Origin of the sequence: Stenotrophomonas rhizophila, from assembly GCF_001704155.1 — a bacterium.
Taxonomy (GTDB): domain Bacteria; phylum Pseudomonadota; class Gammaproteobacteria; order Xanthomonadales; family Xanthomonadaceae; genus Stenotrophomonas; species Stenotrophomonas rhizophila_A.
In genome coordinates this window covers 2,814,766-2,832,739 of the sequence record NZ_CP016294.1, presented here as the reverse complement: position 1 = coordinate 2,832,739, position 17,974 = coordinate 2,814,766, and the positions used below count along the sequence as shown (strand labels likewise).

The following is a 17,974-nucleotide window of genomic DNA, read 5'->3' as shown; positions in this document are numbered from 1 at the left end:
ACGTCGGGCCAACCCGACGGTAGCGCCCGACCGTTGGTCGGGCGGCCTTTCAACGCTTGCGTGACCAGCGCACGCCCTGCGCGGTGTCTTCCAGCACGATGCCCGCTGCGGCCAGCTGGTCACGGATCGCATCGGAACGGGCGAAATCGCGGGCCTGCTTGGCCGCCGCGCGCTCGTCGATCAGCGCCTGGATGCGCGCGTCATCATCGGCGTCGCCGCCGCTGGTGCCGAACCACGCAGCCGGGTCCTGCTGCAGCAGCCCCAGGGCCTGCCCGGCGCCCAGCAGGGCCGATTTCCAGCAGGCCTTGTCGGCCGGTTCGGCGCGGCGCGCTTCCGCGCCCAGCCGGGCCAGCTCGGCCAGCGCCTGCGGGGTGTTCAGGTCATCGTCCAGCGCCGCCTCGATCTCGGCCGGGATGGCCGGGGTCGCGGCCACGTCGGCCAGGTCGCGCAGGGTGCCGTACAGGCGGTCCAGGGTACGCACCGACTGCTCGATCAGCGCATCGGACCAGTCCAGCGGCTGCCGGTAATGGGCCGACAGCAGGGCCAGCCGCAGCGCCTCCGGGGCGTGCTGGCGGACCAGGTCGTGGACCCGCTCGATGTTGCCGATCGACTTGCTCATCTTGGCACCGCCGAAATTGAGCATGCCGTTGTGCAGCCAGAACCGGGCGAAGGTCTGCCCGCCGTGGGCGCACTCGCTCTGCGCGATCTCGTTTTCGTGGTGCGGGAACTGCAGGTCCACGCCACCGGCATGGATGTCGATGGTCGGGCCCAGGTGCGCGGCGGCCATCGCCGAGCACTCGATGTGCCAGCCCGGGCGGCCCCGGCCCCAGGGCGATTCCCAGCCCGGCAGGTCGTCGCTGGAGGGCTTCCACAGCACGAAGTCGCCCGGGTCGCGCTTGTACGGGGCCACGTCCACCCGCGCCCCGGCCAGCATCTCGTCCGGGTCGCGGCGCGAGAGCTTGCCGTAGTCGGCGTAGGAGGGCACCGAGAACAGCACGTGGCCCTCGGCCGCGTAGGCGTGGCCGGCCGCGATCAGCTGCTCGATCATGGTGATGATGTGCGGGATGTGCGCGGTGGCTTCCGGTTCGATGTCCGGCGGCACCACGCCCAGCGCGGCCATGTCTTCACGGTAGGCGGCGGCGAAGCGGTCGGTGATGGCCGAAATCGGCACGCCCTGCTCGCGCGCGGCCGTGTTGATCTTGTCGTCCACGTCGGTGATGTTGCGGGCGTAGCGCAGCCCGCCGAAGCGGCGCCGCAGCAGGTCGGCCAGCACCCCGAACACCACCGGGCCCCGGGCGTTGCCGATATGGACGTAGTTGTAGACCGTGGGGCCGCACACATACAGGGTCGGACAGGTCGGATCGAGCGGGGTGAACGGTTCGAGCTGGCGTGTCAGGTTGTTGTGCAGGCGCAGGGTCATGGGGGCGTAGGGCCGGGCGGAGTAGGGGCAAGCCTTCGATTTTAGATCACAACGGCCCCCAGCGCCGGCCCCGGGACGCCGCCCGTTGCCCCCTGATTTCGCAAACGACACGGTTCGGTATGGGCAGAAGCGTCGCGGAAGGGTAATGTTCAGCCCCTTGTGCCACGCACTGCCTACACTATCCGCCTTGTCCTCTTTCCTGTTGCCAATGAAATCCGCTTCGTTGCTGACGCTGACCTGCCTGCTGGGGAGCGCCGCTTTCATGGCGTGCGCCCAGGACGCCGAGGTCCGTAACCGGGTGGTGATCGTGGAGAACGTGAAGTTCGACTACGCGCAGGTGCTCAACGTGGAGCCGGTGTTCCAGACCCTGCGCGCCACCCGCACCGAGGAACATTGCGAGCCGGTATCCACCCGGACCCTGGCCCCGGTCAACGTCACCGGCGAAGAGCCGCAGGAAGAGAAGGGCCGGTTCGGCCGTTTCATGGATTCGGTCCGCTCCATCTTCAAGCGTGAAGACGGCAGCACCGAGGAAATGGCCCCCGTCGTGGAAGCCCCGGCCGCCAACAACGGCCCGCTGCTGACCCGCGATTGCCGCATCATCCCGGTCGGCCGGGAGTTCCGCCGGCCCATCGCCTATGACGTGGATTACGTCTACAAGGGCACCAAGTACCGCTCGCGCCTGCCCGAAGACCCCGGCAACCGGCTCAAGATCCGCGTCTCCATCACCCCGTGGGTGGGAGCGGAGCAGGGCAGCGCGGCAAATCCCTGAACCGTCGGTTCAGGCCTTGCGCCGTGCCCGATCACATGCAACGATGGGCGGCCATGAAACTCACCGACTTCCAGCACGACACCAGCGCCGCCCGTATGGCTACGGGCATGACGTCGCGTGCCCGCCGACCGGAACCCCACATTTTCGCTGGGTAACCGGAGCTTCGTGCTGTCTGTTCGGAAAACCCAGCCCCCGCGCTGGGTTTTTTCGTTTCTACGATCTGAAAAGTTGCATTTGTACCCTTTCTTCCATTGAAACCCGCCTCAAAGGATCGATCGATGTCCCTGAAGCACTTCCTGAACACCCAGGATTGGAGCCGTACCGAGCTGGATGCCCTGCTGACCCAGGCCGCGTTGTTCAAGCGCAACAAGCTGGGCGACGAGCTCAAGGGCAAATCGATTGCCCTTGTGTTCTTCAACCCGTCCATGCGCACCCGCACCAGCTTCGAACTGGGCGCCTTCCAGCTGGGTGGGCACGCGATCGTGCTGCAGCCGGGCAAGGATGCATGGCCGATCGAGTTCAACCTTGGCACGGTGATGGACGGCGACACCGAAGAGCACATCGCCGAAGTGGCCAAGGTGCTGGGCCGCTATGTCGACCTGATCGGCGTGCGCGCGTTCCCGAAGTTCATCGACTGGGCGCAGGACCGTGAGGACATCGTGCTCAAGGCGTTCGCGAAATACTCGCCGGTGCCGGTGATCAACATGGAAACCATCACCCACCCGTGCCAGGAACTGGCCCACGTGATGGCGCTGCAGGAACACTTCGGCACCCAGGACCTGCGCGGCAAGAAGTACGTGCTGACCTGGACCTACCACCCCAAGCCGCTCAACACCGCCGTGGCCAACTCGGCACTGACCATCGCCACCCGCATGGGCATGGACGTGACCCTGCTGTGCCCGACCGCGGATTACATCCTCGATGACCGCTACATGGGCTGGGCCGAGCAGAACGTGGCCGAGAACGGCGGTTCGCTGAAGATCAGCCACGACATCGCCAGCGCCTACAGTGGCGCCGACGTGGTGTACGCCAAGAGCTGGGGCGCGCTGCCGTTCTTCGGCAACTGGGAACCGGAAAAGCCCATCCGCGACCAGTACAAGCACTTCATCGTCGACGAGGCCAAGATGGCCCTGACCAACAACGGCGTGTTCAGCCACTGCCTGCCGCTGCGCCGCAACGTCAAGGCCACCGACGGCGTGATGGATTCGGCGCAGTGCATCGCCATCAACGAAGCGGAAAACCGCCTGCACGTGCAGAAGGCCATCATGTCGGCGCTGGCCGGCCGGTAATCGCGCGTTTCAACCCATTTTTCCTATAAACCCCCACTTCGGACCCGACCCCCATGAGCAAGAAAGACATCGTCCTGGCCTTCTCCGGCGGACTCGACACCAGCTTCTGCGTGCCCTACCTGCAGGAGCGCGGCTACAACGTGCACACCGTGTTCGCCGACACCGGCGGCGTGGATGACGAAGAGCGCGATTTCATCGAAAAGCGTGCCGCCGAACTGGGCGTGACCAGCCACGTCACCGTCGACGGTGGCCCGGCCATCTGGAAGGGGTTCGTCAAGCCGTTCGTGTGGGCCGGCGAAGGCTACCAGGGCCAGTACCCGCTGCTGGTGTCGGACCGCTACCTGATCGTCGATGCCGCGCTCAAGCGCGCCGCCGAACTGGGTACCAACATCATCGCCCACGGCTGCACCGGCATGGGCAACGACCAGGTCCGCTTCGACCTGGCCGTGAAGGCACTGGGCGATTACCAGATCGTCGCGCCGATCCGTGAAATCCAGAAGGAACACACCCAGACCCGCGCCTACGAGCAGAAGTACCTGGAAGAACGCGGCTTCGGCGTGCGCGCCAAGCAGCAGGCCTACACCATCAACGAAAACCTGCTGGGCCTGACCATGTCCGGCGGCGAGATCGACCGTTGGGAAGCCCCGGGCGAAGGTGCCCGCGGCTGGTGCGCACCGCGCAGCGAATGGCCGGCAGACGCGCTGACCGTGACCCTGAAGTTCGTCGAAGGCGAAGCCGTTGAACTCAACGGCAAGGCGCTGCCGGGCGAGCAGATCCTGGCCCAGCTCAACAAGCTGTTCGCGCCGTACGGCGTGGGCCGTGGCGTGTACACCGGCGACACCGTGATCGGCCTGAAGGGCCGCATCGTGTTCGAAGCCCCGGGCCTGGTCTCGCTGCTGGCCGCGCACCGCGCGCTGGAAGATGCGGTGCTGACCAAGCAGCAGAACCGCTTCAAGCCGGACGTGGCGCGCAAGTGGGTGGAGCTGGTGTACGAAGGCTTCTACCACGACCCGCTCAAGACCGACATCGAAGCGTTCCTGAAGTCCTCGCAGGCCAAGGTCAACGGCGAAGTGGTGCTGGAAACCCGTGGCGGCCGCGTCGATGCGGTAGCGGTGAAGTCGCCGCACCTGCTCAACACCAAGGGCGCCACCTACGCGCAGTCGGCTGATTGGGGCGTGGAGGAAGCCGAAGGCTTCATCAAGCTGTTCGGCATGAGCAGCACCCTGTACGCGCAAGTAAACCGCTGAGGCCCGGGCATGTTGGAACAGACGCTCCATCACCTGCAGGCGCTGGTGTCCTTTGACACCCGCAACCCGCCGCGTGCGATCACCACCGGTGGCATCTTCGATTACCTGCGCGCGAACCTGCCCGGGTTCAACGTGGAGGTGATCGACCATGGCGACGGCGCGGTCAGCCTGTATGCGGTGCGCGGTACGCCGCGCTATCTGTTCAACGTGCACCTGGACACCGTGCCCGATTCCCCGCATTGGAGCGCCGACCCGCACGTGATGCGGCGCGCCGAGGACCGGGTGATCGGGCTCGGCGTGTGCGACATCAAGGGCGCGGCCGCCGCACTGGTGGCCGCGGCCAATGCCAGCGATGGCGATGCCGCGTTCCTGTTCTCCAGCGATGAAGAAGCCAACGATCCGCGCTGCATCGCCGCGTTCCTGGCCCGTGGCATTCCGTATGAAGCGGTGCTGGTGGCCGAACCGACCATGAGCGAAGCGGTGCTGGCGCACCGCGGCATCAGCTCGGTGCTGATGCAGTTCGCCGGCCGCGCCGGGCATGCCTCGGGCAAGCAGGATGCAGCCGCCAGCGCGTTGCACCAGGCCATGCGCTGGGGAAACCGCGCGCTGGACCATGTGGACTCGCTGGCGCACGCCCGTTTCGGCGGGCTGACCGGGCTGCGCTTCAACATCGGGCGCGTGGAAGGCGGCATCAAGGCCAACATGATCGCCCCGGCCGCCGAACTGCGCTTCGGCTTCCGCCCGCTGCCGTCGATGGACATCGACGCGCTGCTGGCCACCTTCTCCGGTTTTGCCGAACCGGAAGCGGCGCTGTTCACCGAAACCTTCCGCGGTCCCAGCCTGCCGGCCGGCGACATCGCCGAAGCGGAGAACCGCCGCCTGGCCGCGCGAGACGTGGCCGATGCGCTGGACCTGCCGATCGGCAACGCCGTGGACTTCTGGACCGAAGCCTCGCTGTTCTCGGCCGGTGGCTACACCACCCTGGTGTACGGCCCGGGCGACATCGCCCAGGCCCACACCGCCGACGAGTTCGTGACGTTGGAGCAGCTGCAGCGTTACACCGACGCCGTGCACCGCATCATCAGCGCCGGCGCCTGACCGAATGACGCCGTCGTGGCCCACCACTGACGGATCTCCCACCGCGGCCACGGCCGCCCGTGACGATACTGAAATGCCTTCTTCCCTCCAGCCCCACCGCCAGACCCGCCAGACCATCGTGCGCCTGCTTTCCAGCATGGCCAGCGCGAAGGAGATCAGCCAGTACCTCAAGCGCTTTTCGCAGGTGGATGCCAAGCGCTTCGCCGTGGTCAAGGTCGGCGGCGCCGTGCTGCGCGATGACCTCGACGCGCTGACCTCTTCGCTGTCGTTCCTGCAGGAAGTCGGGCTCACCCCGATCGTGCTGCACGGTGCCGGCCCGCAGCTGGACGCGGAACTGTCGGCGGCCGGCATCGTCAAGCAGACCGTCAACGGCCTGCGCGTGACCTCGCCCGAAGGCCTGGCCATCGTGCGCCGCGTGTTCCAGGCGTCGAACCTGCAACTGGTGGAAGCACTGCAGCAGAACGGTGCACGTGCCACCTCGATCACCGGTGGCGTGTTCGAAGCCGAATACCTGGACCAGGACACCTACGGCCTGGTCGGCGAAGTGAAGAAGGTCAACCTGGCCCCGATCGAAGCCAGCCTGCGCGCCGGTTCCATTCCGGTGATCACCAGCCTGGGCGAAACCCGCTGCGGCCAGATCCTCAACGTCAACGCCGATTTCGCCGCCAACGAACTGGTGCAGGAACTGCAGCCGTACAAGATCATCTTCCTCACCGGCACCGGCGGCCTGCTCGATGAAGAGGGCAGGGTGATCGACTCGATCAACCTGTCCACCGAGTACGACCAGCTGATGCAGCAGCCGTGGATCCACGGCGGCATGCGGGTCAAGATCGAACAGATCAAGGACCTGCTGGACCGGCTGCCGCTGGAGTCGTCGGTGTCGATCACCCGGCCGGCCGACCTGGCCAAGGAACTGTTCACCCACAAGGGCTCGGGCACGCTGGTGCGCAAGGGCGAGAAGGTGCTGCGCGCCACCGCCTGGAGCGAACTGGACCTGCCGCGCCTGAAGGGCCTGATCGAATCCAGCTTCGGCCGCACCCTGGTGCCCGATTATTTCGACAAGACCCGCCTGCTGCGCGCCTATGTCAGCGAGAACTACCGCGCTGCGGTGATCCTCACCGACGAAGCCGAAGGCGTGTACCTGGACAAGTTCGCCGTGCTCGATGACGCGCAGGGCGAAGGCTTGGGCCGTGCGGTATGGAACGTGATGCTGGACGAAACCCCGCAGCTGTTCTGGCGCTCGCGCCACGGCAACCCGATCAATCATTTCTACTACGCCGAATCCGATGGCTGCTACAAGCAGGACCACTGGAAGGTGTTCTGGTTCGGTGCCGACGGCTTCGACCGCATCCGCACCTACGTGGACCATTGCGCCAAGCGCACCCCGAGCCTGGAGGGCTGACCCCGATGAATCATGCCGACTGGACCAAGGTCCCCACGCTGGACGGCCGGCATGCACGGCTTGAACCGCTGCAGATGGCGCATATCGACGGCCTGCGCGGTGCGCTGGGCGACGGTTCGCTTTCCGCGCTGTGGTACGCGCACGTGCCCAGCGCCAAGACCATGACCGCCTACGTGCAGGCCGCCCTGCACGACCAGGCCGCCGGCAAGGTGCTGCCGTTCGCCGTGCTCGATGCCGACGGCAACGTGGTGGGCAGCACCCGCTACTACGCGCTGGAAGAAGAGGTGCCGCGCCTGAGCATCGGCTACACCTGGTACGGCCCGCATGCGCAGCGTACCGGGGTGAACACCGAAGCCAAGCTGATGCTGCTCACCCATGCCTTCGAGCGTCTGAAGTGCATCAGCGTGGCCTTTGAAACCAGCTCGCACAACGCCGCCTCGCGCGCGGCCATCGCCCGCCTGGGGGCCACCCAGGAAGGCGTGCTGCGCAACCACAAGCGCCACCCCGATGGCAGCCCGCGCGACACGGTTGTCTTCTCCATCATCGATTCGGAATGGCAGGACGTGAAGCGCACCCTGCAGGACCGCCTGGACGCATACGCATGAGCACTTCCAACAGAACGTTCACCATCGGCATCGTCGGTGCCCGCGGCCATACCGGCGCCGAGCTGGTCAAGCTGATCGCCGCGCACCCGCAGCTGGCCCTTGGCTTCGTGTCCTCGCGCGAGCTGGCCGGGCAGCGCGTGGCCGATACCTATCCCGAAGTTGCCGGCGAGCTGGCGTTTGAAAACCTCGATGCCGACGCCGTGGCCGCCAAAGGCGTGGACGCGGTGATCCTGGCGCTGCCCAACAACCTGTCGGCCCCGTTCGTGGCCGCGCTGGATGCCGCGCGCCCGGAGACGGTGATCGTGGATCTGTCTGCCGACCACCGTTTCGAAGGCAGCTGGTACTACGGCCTGCCCGAACTGACCCGGGGCGATTACACCGGCCAGACGCACATCAGCAACCCGGGTTGCTACGCCACCGCCATGCAGCTGGCGATCAGCCCGCTGCTGGACCAGCTGGCCGGGCCGCCGCAGTGCTTCGGCGTATCCGGTTACTCTGGCGCCGGCACCAGCCCGTCGGACAAAAACAACCCCGAACTGCTGCGCGACAACCTGATGCCGTACGCGCTCACCAACCACGTGCACGAGCGCGAAGTCACCGCGCACCTGCGCGTGCCGGTGGAGTTCATGCCGCACGTGGCCCCGCATTTCCGTGGCATCACCATGACCGTGAACCTGTGGCTGCAGCAGCCGGTGACCCGCGATCAGGTGGTGGAAACCTACCGCCGCTTCTTCGCCGATGAACCGCTGATCGAGATCCTCGACGAAGCACCGTGGGTGAGCCGCATCGCCGGCCGCCATGGCGTGCAGATCGGCGGCTTCGACGTGGCCCCGGGCGGCAAGCGCGTGGTGGTCGTAGCGACCCTGGACAACCTGCTCAAGGGCGCGGCCACCCAGGCCATGCAGAACCTCAACCTGGCCCTGGGCCTGGATGAACTGACCTCGATTCCGCATTGATTGGAGCAAGACATGGCAGACCTTCTCTGGCAGAAGCCCGGCGTAGCGGTGGATGCGAAAATCCAGACCTTCCTCGCCGGCGATGACGTCATCCTCGACCGCGAGTTCTTCCTGTACGACGTGCAGGCCAGCAAGGCGCACGCGCAGGGCCTGGAGAACATCGGCATCCTCACCGCCACCGAGCGCAGCGATCTGCAGCGCGAGCTGGACGTGCTGGCCGACGATTTCCGCAGCGGCGCGTTCGTGCTCGATGAGCGCTTCGAGGATTGCCACTCGGCGATCGAAGCGCGCCTGACCGAACGCCTGGGCGATGCCGGCCGCAAGATCCACACCGGCCGCAGCCGCAACGACCAGATCCTGGTCGCCACCCGGCTGTGGCTGAAGGACAAGCTGCTGCAGGTGTCCGCGCTGAGCCGCGAAGTGGCCAAGGTCGCGCTCGACCGCGCCGAAGCCGAGAAAGACCTGCCGGTGCCGGGCTACACCCACATCCAGCGCGCCGTGGTGTCCTCGGCGGGCATGTGGTGGGCCGGCTGGGCCGAAGCCTTCATCGACAACGCGGTGCGCGCGCACGACACCTTCGCGCTGGTCGACGCCAATCCGCTGGGCACGGCGGCCGGTTACGGCGTGAACCTGCCGCTGGACCGCGCCCACACCACCCAGGCACTGGGCTTTGCGCGCATGCAGATCTCGCCGATCTACGCGCAGCTGTCGCGCGGCAAGTTCGAGCTGGCCGCACTGGAAGCGCTCGGCGGTGCCACCCTGGACCTGCGCCGCCTGGCCTGGGACCTGTCGCTGTTCACCAGCGGTGAGTACGGCTTCGTCGCGCTGCCGGCGCAGTACACCACCGGCAGCTCGATCATGCCCAACAAGCGCAACCCGGACGTGATCGAACTGATGCGCGCCACCCACGCCAGCGTGGCTGCGGCGCGTACCGAGATCGAGCAGCTGCTGTCGCTGCCGTCCGGCTACCACCGCGACCTGCAGGGCAGCAAGGGCGCCATCTTCCACGGCTTCGGTCGTGGCCTGGCCGCGCTGGAACTGCTGCCGGCGCTGCTGGCCAACCTGGAATGGCGCGAAGACAAGCTGCGCGTTGCCATCGATTCGGGCATGTACGCCACCGACGTGGCCGTGGAAGCGGCCGTGGCCGGCGTCCCGTTCCGCGAGGCCTACAAGGCAGCAGCGGCGGCATCCGACACTGCCGGGCAGGGGCGTACCCCCGAAGGCAGCCTGGCCGCGCGCGTGTCGCCCGGCGCGGCCGCGGACCTGCGGTTGGACGAGCTGCGCGCCCGCTGGGCGGCACTGGCGTAACGCAGAACGGCGGCCACTGGCCGCCGTTGCTGTATTGGCATGAATCCACGGAGTTCCGCATGAAGATCTGCTACCTCGTACTGGTTACCCGCACGCCCGAGTTCCGCGATGAAGCGGGTGCCGAACACGCACGTTTTCTAGATGAGGTGCGCGCCCGCGACCAGCTGCTCATTACTGGTGGCTTCACCGACAAGACCGGCGGCGCGTACGTGCTGCACAACGTGGCCGACCGCGCCGCCGCGCAGGCCATCGTCGATGCCGATCCCCTGATGACGCTCGGCAGCGCCACCGCCACCGTCCACGAATGGTCCACCCGCTGAGGCAGCCCCCGCGATGACCCCCACGCCCGTGCAGTCCCCGTTCCCCGAACAGCTGCTTCCCGGCTGGAAGCGCGCCGTGCTCAAGGTCGGCAGCAGCCTGTTGGCTGCCGATGGGGGTGGCCTGTCGCCCCGGCATGCACTGGGCCTGGCGCAGTTCGTCTCGGCGCACGTGCTGGCAGGGCGCGAAGTAGTGATCGTGTCCTCCGGCGCGGTGGCTGCGGGCCGGGCGATCGTGCCGCGCGCAATCGAGGCCGGCGCAGCGATGGCCGCGCGCCAGGCACTGGCCGCGCTCGGCCAGGCGCAGCTGATCGGGCTGTGGCAGCGCTTCTTCGAGCGCCCGGTGGCGCAGGTGCTGCTCACCCACGACGACCTGCGCAACCGCCGCCGCTACCTCAACGCCCGCGCCACGCTCAACGAGCTGCTGCGGCTGGGCGCGCTGCCGGTGGTGAACGAGAACGACACCGTGTCGGTGGACGAGCTCAAGCTGGGCGACAACGACAACCTGGCCGCCACCGTGGCCGCGTTGATCGACGCCGACATCCTGTTCATCGCCACCGACATCGACGGCCTGTACAGCGCCGACCCGCGCCGCGATCCGCAGGCGCGGCCGATCCACGACGTGCCGGAGCTGACCCTGGAGGTGCTGGCCATGGCCGGCGGTGCGGGCAGCGGTGCGGGCACCGGTGGCATGCACACCAAGCTGGAAGCGGCGGCCAAGGCCGGCCGCGTCGGCATCGATACCTGCCTGTTCAACGGCCGCGATGGCGACGTGGTGCGCGCGCTGGCGCAGGGCCGGTTGTTCGGCACCCGCATCCATGCCGGGCAGACCCCGGAAGCCGCGCGCAAGTATTGGCTGCGGCACGCGCCGCTGGAGGCCGGTGCGATCATCGTGGATCAAGGTGCCGCTGCAGCATTGCGCGACAAGGGCGCCTCGTTGCTGCCGGGCGGGGTGACCGCTGCCGAGGGCGACTTCCGCCGTGGCGACATGGTGCAGGTGCGGCTGCGTACCGACAGCGGTGAAGTGACCTTGGCGCGGGGGGTCAGCCAGTATTCGGCCAGCGACATCCGCCGCGTGGCCGGGCGGCATTCGCGCGACATTGAAAGCGTGTTGGGCTACAACTACGGTGGCAATGTGATCCACCGGGATGACCTGGTGCTGGTCTAAACGGGCGTCGGCCCCGAAGATTTTTTGAAACGCGCCAAAACACCCTTCGTGATGAGAGATCCCATGGACATCCGTGATCAAGCCCTCCAATGCCGCGACGCCGCGCAGGTACTGGCGCAGCTTTCGTCCGAGGCCAAGGCGGCGCTGCTGGATGCCATGGCCGACGCGCTGGACAGCGACGCGGCCACCATCCTCGCCGCCAACGCGCTGGACCTCGCCGCCGCCGAAGCCAAAGGCACCGGCAGCGCGATGCTCGACCGCCTCGCCCTCAATCCGGCGCGCCTGTCCGGCATCAGCGCTGCACTCCGCGAAGTGGCCGCGCTGCCCGATCCGGTCGGCAGCATCACCCGCGACGACGTCCGTCCCAACGGCATCCGCGTGCAGAAGGTGCGCGTGCCGCTCGGCGTGATCGCGATGATCTACGAAGCGCGACCGAACGTCACCGCCGACGCCGCAGCGCTGTGCATCAAGGCCGGCAACGGCGTGATCCTGCGCGGCGGCTCCGAAGCCATCCATTCCAACACCGCCATCGCCGCCTCGCTCAAGCGCGCCCTGCGCGCGGCCGGCGTGCCCGATGCGGCGCTGACCCTGGTCGAAGACCTGCGTCGCGAGACCATGCTCACCCTGCTGCAGCTCAACGACCTGGTCGACCTGGCCATCCCGCGCGGCGGGGAAGGGCTGATCCGCTTCGTTGCCGAACATGCGCGCGTGCCGGTGATCAAGCACTACAAGGGCGTGTGCCACCTGTACGTGGACCGTGCCGCCGACCCGGCCAAGGCGCTGGCGCTGCTGGTGGATGGCAAATGCAGCCGCCCTTCGGCCTGCAACTCACTCGAAACCCTGCTGGTCCACGCCGAGGTCGCCGCGACGTTCCTGCCGAAGGCTGAAGCCGCCTTGCGCGAACGTGGGGTGGAGGTGCGCGCGGACGCGCGTGCCCGGCAGTGGCTGCCGCAGGCCACGCAGGCCACGGAGGACGATTTCGCGGCCGAATACCTCGACCTGATCATCGCCGTGCGCGTCGTTGATGACCTCGAACAGGCGTTGTCCCACATCCAGCAGTACAGCTCCGACCACACCGAAGTCATCGTCACCGAAGACCCGGCGGCCGCCCAGCGTTTCATCAGCGCGCTGCGCGCTGCCGTGGTGATGGTCAACGCCTCGTCCCGCTTCTCCGATGGCGGCGAACTCGGCCTGGGCGCGGAGATCGGCATCTCCACCACGCGCCTGCACGCCTACGGCCCGATGGGCTTGGAAGCGCTCACCGTGGAACGCTTCGTGGTCCAGGGCAGCGGCCAGACCCGCGCGCCGTGACCGGCGCGCGGGTGCGTCAGGTAACGATGGTGGGTCGTTACAACGCCTTGTAGGCAATCCGCCGGTTCGCCGCGCGCCCTGCCTCGGTGGTGTTGTCGCCCACCGGGCGGTTTGCGCCGAACCCGCGTGCGAGCAACCGGTCCGCGGGTACGCCACGGGCAGCCAAGGCTGCTGCTACGGCCTTCGCACGCTGCTCGCTGAGCGTCTGGTTGGTCTCGGCGTTGCCCACGTTGTCGGTGTGTCCTTCCACTTCAACGCGCGCCCCTGGCGGCGCCGCCTGGATTGCTTTTGCTGCACCGTCCAGGATCGACGCACTGCTGCGGGTAATCACCGCCGACCCGGTTTCGAAGGTGATCGTGGTCTGGTTCAACGCCTGGGTCAGGTCGTCACTGCTGAAGCCTGGCGGTAGCGCACCCAGTGCCGCAGCGCCTTTGTCGAACAGGCCCTCCACCTCCAGGTTGCCCAGCTCCTTCTGGAACAGCTGGCTGACCGCCGTGCGTTCGGCCTCGGGCAGCTTGGACGTATCCAGTTTGAGCGAGTCACCGTTCAACGCGAACTGCAGCCCGTTCTGTTTCAGGCTGGGGATCAGGTCGGCCAACCGGCCCAGCCAGCTGGCCTGCTTGACGCTGGTATCCACCTGGATGTTGGAGCTGACGTTGGTCTGTCCATAGGCGCCCGCAAAGGCCCCCAGCAGCTTCGCCTTGTCGGCCACCGACCCCAATGTGCCGTTCAACGTCACCTTGCCGTCGGTGTTCTGGAACGACAGGGTGGGGTGGGTGGACACGGCCGCGACGTTGGCGGCCGGCGCGGTAACCGCTGGCGCCTTGGCCACGTGGCGCGAGTGCCAGCCGCACCACGCAAGCGCGAGCAATGCCAGCAAGGGCAACAGCCAGCGCCAGAGGCGGAAGGGGGTCCGCTTCTTCCCCTTCGTGCCCAGCAGACCCGTGAATGCAGCGGGAAGCGCGGTCGGCATCACCCCGCCGGCGGTCACCGCCCGGACGATCGGCGGCAGTGCGGTTGCCAGCAGCGCGGGGGCCACGGCGGGCGTTACCCCGGCCTTGCTGGCGATTTCCTCGATGCTCTGTCCGCCCAGCGCGCTGCGGATCTGCCCGGCATCGACAGCGCGCATGTTGGGTTGGCCTGAGAACCAGGACTTGAAGACATCGCCAAGCCCGGCGGCGGAGAATCTGTCGGCCAGGCCGGCGAGTCCGCCGGGCTGTTTGAAGATGTACTCGATGACGACGCCGATGAATTTCTGCGCGTTCGGTCCAAGGCCGGTGGCCCGGGCCACTTCAGTGACCAAAGTCTCGATAGACGACATGATGTATCCCCTCACAATGAAGTGCGGGATGTCTCCGAGGCGGAGCGTACGCCCGGCCGGGGGCGGTTATGTGAAGGAATTTACACATTCACCTCGGCCGGGCCCATAGCCACGCAGGGCGTGGCTCTACGCTTTGTCAGCCTGGCAAGCGCTGTTCTGTCAGGCCTACCGGACGAGCCATGTCGTCCATGTGCAGGGTCACCGACTTGCCTGCGCTCAGCTGCGCGGCCAACGCCGGGCTGGCGCCCAGGTTGTGCGCGATTTCTTCCAGCGATACATCCGCGCGCGCATTGCGCCGGTCCTTGCCGGCGAAACGCATGCGGTTGTATTCCGCCCAGGCGATCAGCAGCACCGAACAGCACACCAGCATCACCGGCAGCGCGATGACGATGAACGGGTCCACGCTCTGCTTGTACTCGTACAGCTGCAGCCACGCCAGCTGCCCACCGAGCAGCCAGGAAAGGGCGGTGATCAGCGGCGCCCACAGGTAGAAATAGAATCCCCAGAACGCGATGGTGACAAACCCCCACGCGGTGCGCTGCAGCCGTGGCTGCTGGCGTGTCTTGCGGATCAGGCGGGAGTCGTAGCGGCGGGTCGGCTTGGAAGCGTTCATCGTATACCCCGGTCAGGACTGACCCAGATCGCGCGCTTGCCACGACGCTTCAACAGCGTCTTGGGTAGTGCCACCAGGGTCGTGAACAGACTGATGAGCCAGTACGCCATCGGGTACCAGATCACCCAGAAGTAATTACGTCCAATATGCGTTTCGTAACGGCGGTCGATGATCAGGCTGCTCGCGAACTGCAGCAGGCACACCAGCGCCAGGATCACGCCGTGCCATTGCGGCAGCAGCGTGGCGATGTACAGGTCCTGCGGCAGCGGGATGAACTTGCCCAGCGCCCACAGCACGATGATCGCCAGCATCGTGTACGCCCACAGCACGCTGAACATGTATTCCAGCAGCACTCCCCACATGCGCCGCTTGCGCCAGTCGAACAGCGAACGGCCATGCCGCAGCATCACTTCCACGCCGCCCTGGGCCCAGCGCAGGCGCTGCAGCCACAGCCCCTTGAGCGTTTCCGGCATCAGGATGAAGCACAGCGCGTTCGGCTCGTAGCGGATGTCCCAGTGGTCGATCTGCAGCCGCCAGCTGATGTCGATGTCCTCGGTGATCATGTCATCGGACCAGTAGCCGATGCGGTGCAGCGCGGTGCGGCGGAACCCGGCGATCACCCCGGAAATGGTGAAGATGCGCCCGTACACGCGCTGCGCGCGCTTGATCATGCCGATGATCGAGGAGAACTCGGCCACCTGCAGCCGCCCCAGCAGGGTGGAGCGGTTGCGGATGCGCGGGTTGCCGGTGACGGCGCCGACGCGCGGGCCCGAGGTCAGGTGCCAGACCATCCAGTGGGTGGCGTGCTCTTCCAGCATCGCATCGCCATCGATGCACACCAGGTATTCCGAACGTGCTGCCAGCGCGCCCATGCGCAGTGCATTGGCCTTGCCCAGGTTGCGGTCCAGGTGCACCACGCGCAGGCGCGGGTGTTCGGCGGCCATCGCATCCAGGCGGGCCCCGGTATCGTCGCGGCTGCCGTCGTTGATGGCGATCACCTCGAAATCCGGGTACTTCTGCGCCAGGGCCGCGCCCAGCGTATCGGCCAGGTTGTCGGCCTCGTTGTGGCACGGGATCAGGATCGACGCGAACGGATAGTTATCCATCGGCGGCGGATCGTCGCGCAGCCGCGCCTTCCGCTCGCGGCGGAAGAAGTAATACAACCCCCCGGACATCCAGAAGAACGCCATCACCATCGGGTAGAAGAAGGCGAACTGGAACAGCAGGTAGAGGAGCGGATGCATGGCGGCCTCACTTTTCCTCGTACGGGAAGGTGCGTGCCGACATGGCCGCGCGCGCATCGTAGGTGGACGGCTTCCCGGCAATGAAGTCGTCCGGGTACCAGGCGAAATGACGCACGCCCTGCGCCTGCAGGCGCCGGATCTGGGCGCGCAGCACCGTGCCGGAAATCGGCTTCTGCGTGCGCCAGTCCACCGTCTGCAGCTCGAACATCGTCTGTGACAGCTGCGGGTCGTGCTCACGCACGGCCTGCACCAGCCGGTCCAGCCATTTCTGCGGGTCGCGACTGCCCTCCATCCACGGCATCGCCATCAGCGCGGTGTGGTCGTAGGCCTTGTTGAACAGGTCCAGGCGCTGCGCGAACCAGCTGGCACTCTGCGGCTGCAGCACCGGCTGCGCGTACAGGTTGCGCACCGTGGCCAGCTTCGGCCGCCAGCGCTGCGCGGCGGTGCGCAGTTCCAGGGTGAAATCGATCAGCGCCTGGGTACGCGCGCCGTCGTCGCCTTCCTGCGGCAGGTTGGCCAGTTCGGTGTCGCGCAGGTAGGCATCGTCGTGGAACAGCAGGCCCTCGAAGTACGAGTTGATGGCCAGGTCCTCGTAGATGTCGTCGATGATGTGACGCACCTTGGGATTGGTGAAGTCCAACCGGAAGATGCCGTCGCTTTCCGGGCTCTCGATCGCCAGCGCCTTGCGGATCGCCGGGTCCTTCAGCTCATAGCCCAGCACCGGCAGCCACGCGTATACCTTCACCCCGGCGCGGGTCTTGAGCTGCCAGGCCACGCGGTTGAACAGGTCCGCGCGCATCGGCAGGTGCCGGTTGGGGAAGTACAGCGCATCGGCCGAACCGTTGCCGTCCGGGTCGGCGAAAGCCTGCAGGAACACGTGGGTGGGGCCGATCTTCTTGACCCGTTCGAGCAGCGCGTCCAGGTTCTTAGCCTGCTGCGCCGGGTTGGTGTCGTACACCGCGTCCAGGTCGATCTGCAGGGCGCGCATGCCGTCGCGTTCGACGTCGCGGCGCAGCTCATAGGCCAGCTGGGTCACCGGCGGGTTGCCGGTCACCAGCAGGCGGGCCAGGCCGTGCAGGTCGCGGGTCACCGGCGTGCTGCGGCCTTCCAGGTCGAACGACACCGGCATGCCCAGGTCTTCGGCGATCTTGTTGCTCAGCGCGTTGTAGGCCGCGTACGGCCACACGATCGCCTTCGGGCTCACGCCTACGTTGTCCTGGATGCGCTTCACGCTCAGGCCCAGGTCGGCGCGGATCCGCGCCTCGTACTGCGCCGCGGTTTCGTACTTCTGCGTGGCCGGGTCGTAGGTGCGGGTAATCACCGCCGGGGTCGAATTGCCCTGCGGGTTGGACTGCACGCCGTGGTGCAGGTTGTCGGTGTGGCTGGCCAGTTCAACCAGGCCGCTGCGCTGCATCTCGCGCAGCTGTTCCCAGGTCAGGAAGTCATCGCGGGTGAACGGGCGGTAGCCGTAATCGATCTGGCGACCGGCCGGCATGTCCACGTAATCGGTGATCACCGCCACCAGCGCCGGATAGTTGTAGGCGCGCAGCAGCGGGAACACCTTGCTGTACACGCTGCGCAGGCCGTCATCGAAGGTCAGCAGCACCGGCTTCGGGGGCAGCGGCGTGCCGCCCTGCGAGGCGGTGATCAGCTGCGACAGCGACACCGGGTGGTAGCCGTGCGCCGAGAGCCAGTCCAGGTGCGCGGCGAAGTTCTGCGTGCTCACCGAGTACGCGTCCGGGTCGCCCTTGGTGGCCACGTCGTCGCGGATGTCGTGGTAGCTGAGCACCAGCAGCCCGTTGTCGGCCGAATCCAGTACCGGCGGGGCGGCGTGCGCACTGACGCACACGGCCAGCACGGTCAGCAGCAGCCAGGAGGTAAAGCGCTTCAAGTCCATGTGTCGCAT

16 protein-coding genes are annotated in these 17,974 nt (G+C 67.1%); 11 read left to right on the top strand and 5 right to left on the bottom strand.

The window, feature by feature from the left end; translation table 11 throughout:
• Positions 1 to 49: 49 nt before the first annotated feature.
• Positions 50 to 1,420 (bottom strand): cysteine--tRNA ligase, encoded by a 1,371-nt coding sequence (gene cysS, locus BAY15_RS12660; RefSeq protein ID WP_068853221.1) that lies wholly within the window; start codon positions 1,418 to 1,420, stop codon positions 50 to 52.
• Positions 1,421 to 1,628: 208 nt separating this feature from the next.
• Here cysS and BAY15_RS12655 point away from each other — a divergent pair, with 208 nt between their 5' ends.
• The 11 genes from BAY15_RS12655 (at position 1,629) to BAY15_RS12605 (ending at position 12,890) form a co-directional block, all read left to right on the top strand.
• Positions 1,629 to 2,189 carry a hypothetical protein gene (locus BAY15_RS12655; RefSeq protein WP_068853219.1) on the top strand — a complete coding sequence of 187 codons (561 nt, stop codon included), beginning with the start codon at positions 1,629 to 1,631 and terminating at the stop codon, positions 2,187 to 2,189.
• Between the two features lie 278 nt (positions 2,190 to 2,467).
• A complete protein-coding gene (locus BAY15_RS12650) occupies positions 2,468 to 3,478 on the top strand; it encodes an N-acetylornithine carbamoyltransferase (RefSeq protein WP_068853217.1) in 1,011 nt (336 codons plus the stop codon).
• A 53-nt stretch (positions 3,479 to 3,531) separates the two neighbouring features.
• Positions 3,532 to 4,725 carry an argininosuccinate synthase gene (locus tag BAY15_RS12645; RefSeq protein WP_068853214.1) on the top strand — a complete coding sequence of 398 codons (1,194 nt, stop codon included), beginning with the start codon at positions 3,532 to 3,534 and terminating at the stop codon, positions 4,723 to 4,725.
• Between the two features lie 9 nt (positions 4,726 to 4,734).
• Complete coding sequence (locus tag BAY15_RS12640) at positions 4,735 to 5,823, top strand: acetylornithine deacetylase (RefSeq protein WP_068853212.1); 1,089 nt, start codon at positions 4,735 to 4,737, stop codon at positions 5,821 to 5,823.
• Positions 5,824 to 5,896: 73 nt separating this feature from the next.
• A complete protein-coding gene (locus tag BAY15_RS12635; protein WP_068853209.1) occupies positions 5,897 to 7,225 on the top strand; it encodes an acetylglutamate kinase in 1,329 nt (442 codons plus the stop codon).
• 5 nt (positions 7,226 to 7,230) lie between these two features.
• Positions 7,231 to 7,830, top strand: coding sequence for a GNAT family N-acetyltransferase (locus tag BAY15_RS12630; protein ID WP_068853207.1), 600 nt, complete (start codon positions 7,231 to 7,233; stop codon positions 7,828 to 7,830).
• On the top strand, positions 7,827 to 8,786 hold the full coding sequence (gene argC / locus BAY15_RS12625) for an N-acetyl-gamma-glutamyl-phosphate reductase (RefSeq protein ID WP_068853204.1): 960 nt from the start codon (positions 7,827 to 7,829) through the stop codon (positions 8,784 to 8,786). Before BAY15_RS12630 ends, argC begins: the two co-directional genes overlap by 4 nt.
• Before the next feature lie 12 nt (positions 8,787 to 8,798).
• A complete protein-coding gene (gene argH / locus BAY15_RS12620; RefSeq protein WP_068853201.1) occupies positions 8,799 to 10,094 on the top strand; it encodes an argininosuccinate lyase in 1,296 nt (431 codons plus the stop codon).
• A 59-nt stretch (positions 10,095 to 10,153) separates the two neighbouring features.
• Positions 10,154 to 10,414 (top strand): YciI family protein, encoded by a 261-nt coding sequence (locus BAY15_RS12615; RefSeq protein ID WP_068853199.1) that lies wholly within the window; start codon positions 10,154 to 10,156, stop codon positions 10,412 to 10,414.
• Positions 10,415 to 10,427: 13 nt separating this feature from the next.
• The gene (proB, locus tag BAY15_RS12610; protein ID WP_068853196.1) at positions 10,428 to 11,579 is read left to right on the top strand and encodes a glutamate 5-kinase; all 1,152 of its coding nucleotides are present in this window, start codon (positions 10,428 to 10,430) and stop codon (positions 11,577 to 11,579) included.
• 63 nt (positions 11,580 to 11,642) lie between these two features.
• Positions 11,643 to 12,890, top strand: coding sequence for a glutamate-5-semialdehyde dehydrogenase (locus BAY15_RS12605; protein ID WP_068853193.1), 1,248 nt, complete (start codon positions 11,643 to 11,645; stop codon positions 12,888 to 12,890).
• 37 nt (positions 12,891 to 12,927) lie between these two features.
• Here the strand turns inward: BAY15_RS12605 and BAY15_RS12600 are convergent, their stop codons facing one another.
• The 4 genes from BAY15_RS12600 to pgaB form a co-directional block, all read right to left on the bottom strand.
• Positions 12,928 to 14,211: an OmpA family protein gene (locus tag BAY15_RS12600; protein ID WP_083214180.1), complete on the bottom strand. Its 1,284-nt coding sequence runs from the start codon at positions 14,209 to 14,211 to the stop codon at positions 12,928 to 12,930.
• 136 nt (positions 14,212 to 14,347) lie between these two features.
• Positions 14,348 to 14,824, bottom strand: coding sequence for a poly-beta-1,6-N-acetyl-D-glucosamine biosynthesis protein PgaD (gene pgaD / locus BAY15_RS12595; RefSeq protein ID WP_068853187.1), 477 nt, complete (start codon positions 14,822 to 14,824; stop codon positions 14,348 to 14,350).
• Complete coding sequence (gene pgaC / locus BAY15_RS12590) at positions 14,821 to 16,068, bottom strand: poly-beta-1,6-N-acetyl-D-glucosamine synthase (protein WP_068853184.1); 1,248 nt, start codon at positions 16,066 to 16,068, stop codon at positions 14,821 to 14,823. The genes pgaD and pgaC overlap by 4 nt, the downstream gene beginning before the upstream one ends.
• Positions 16,069 to 16,075: 7 nt before the next feature.
• Positions 16,076 to 17,959, bottom strand: a complete 1,884-nt coding sequence (gene pgaB / locus BAY15_RS12585) for a poly-beta-1,6-N-acetyl-D-glucosamine N-deacetylase PgaB (protein ID WP_428999304.1) — start codon at positions 17,957 to 17,959, stop codon at positions 16,076 to 16,078.
• Positions 17,960 to 17,974 lie beyond the last annotated feature (15 nt).

What these genes read in the sequence shown, in the direction of transcription:
- cysS (WP_068853221.1), bottom strand. Translation starts at nt 1,420, where the DNA reads ATGACCCTGCGCCTGCACAACAACCTGACACGCCAGCTCGAACCGTTC.
- BAY15_RS12655 (WP_068853219.1), top strand. Translation starts at nt 1,629, where the DNA reads ATGAAATCCGCTTCGTTGCTGACGCTGACCTGCCTGCTGGGGAGCGCC.
- BAY15_RS12650 (WP_068853217.1), top strand. Translation starts at nt 2,468, where the DNA reads ATGTCCCTGAAGCACTTCCTGAACACCCAGGATTGGAGCCGTACCGAG.
- BAY15_RS12645 (WP_068853214.1), top strand. Translation starts at nt 3,532, where the DNA reads ATGAGCAAGAAAGACATCGTCCTGGCCTTCTCCGGCGGACTCGACACC.
- BAY15_RS12640 (WP_068853212.1), top strand. Translation starts at nt 4,735, where the DNA reads ATGTTGGAACAGACGCTCCATCACCTGCAGGCGCTGGTGTCCTTTGAC.
- BAY15_RS12635 (WP_068853209.1), top strand. Translation starts at nt 5,897, where the DNA reads ATGCCTTCTTCCCTCCAGCCCCACCGCCAGACCCGCCAGACCATCGTG.
- BAY15_RS12630 (WP_068853207.1), top strand. Translation starts at nt 7,231, where the DNA reads ATGAATCATGCCGACTGGACCAAGGTCCCCACGCTGGACGGCCGGCAT.
- argC (WP_068853204.1), top strand. Translation starts at nt 7,827, where the DNA reads ATGAGCACTTCCAACAGAACGTTCACCATCGGCATCGTCGGTGCCCGC.
- argH (WP_068853201.1), top strand. Translation starts at nt 8,799, where the DNA reads ATGGCAGACCTTCTCTGGCAGAAGCCCGGCGTAGCGGTGGATGCGAAA.
- BAY15_RS12615 (WP_068853199.1), top strand. Translation starts at nt 10,154, where the DNA reads ATGAAGATCTGCTACCTCGTACTGGTTACCCGCACGCCCGAGTTCCGC.
- proB (WP_068853196.1), top strand. Translation starts at nt 10,428, where the DNA reads ATGACCCCCACGCCCGTGCAGTCCCCGTTCCCCGAACAGCTGCTTCCC.
- BAY15_RS12605 (WP_068853193.1), top strand. Translation starts at nt 11,643, where the DNA reads ATGGACATCCGTGATCAAGCCCTCCAATGCCGCGACGCCGCGCAGGTA.
- BAY15_RS12600 (WP_083214180.1), bottom strand. Translation starts at nt 14,211, where the DNA reads ATGTCGTCTATCGAGACTTTGGTCACTGAAGTGGCCCGGGCCACCGGC.
- pgaD (WP_068853187.1), bottom strand. Translation starts at nt 14,824, where the DNA reads ATGAACGCTTCCAAGCCGACCCGCCGCTACGACTCCCGCCTGATCCGC.
- pgaC (WP_068853184.1), bottom strand. Translation starts at nt 16,068, where the DNA reads ATGCATCCGCTCCTCTACCTGCTGTTCCAGTTCGCCTTCTTCTACCCG.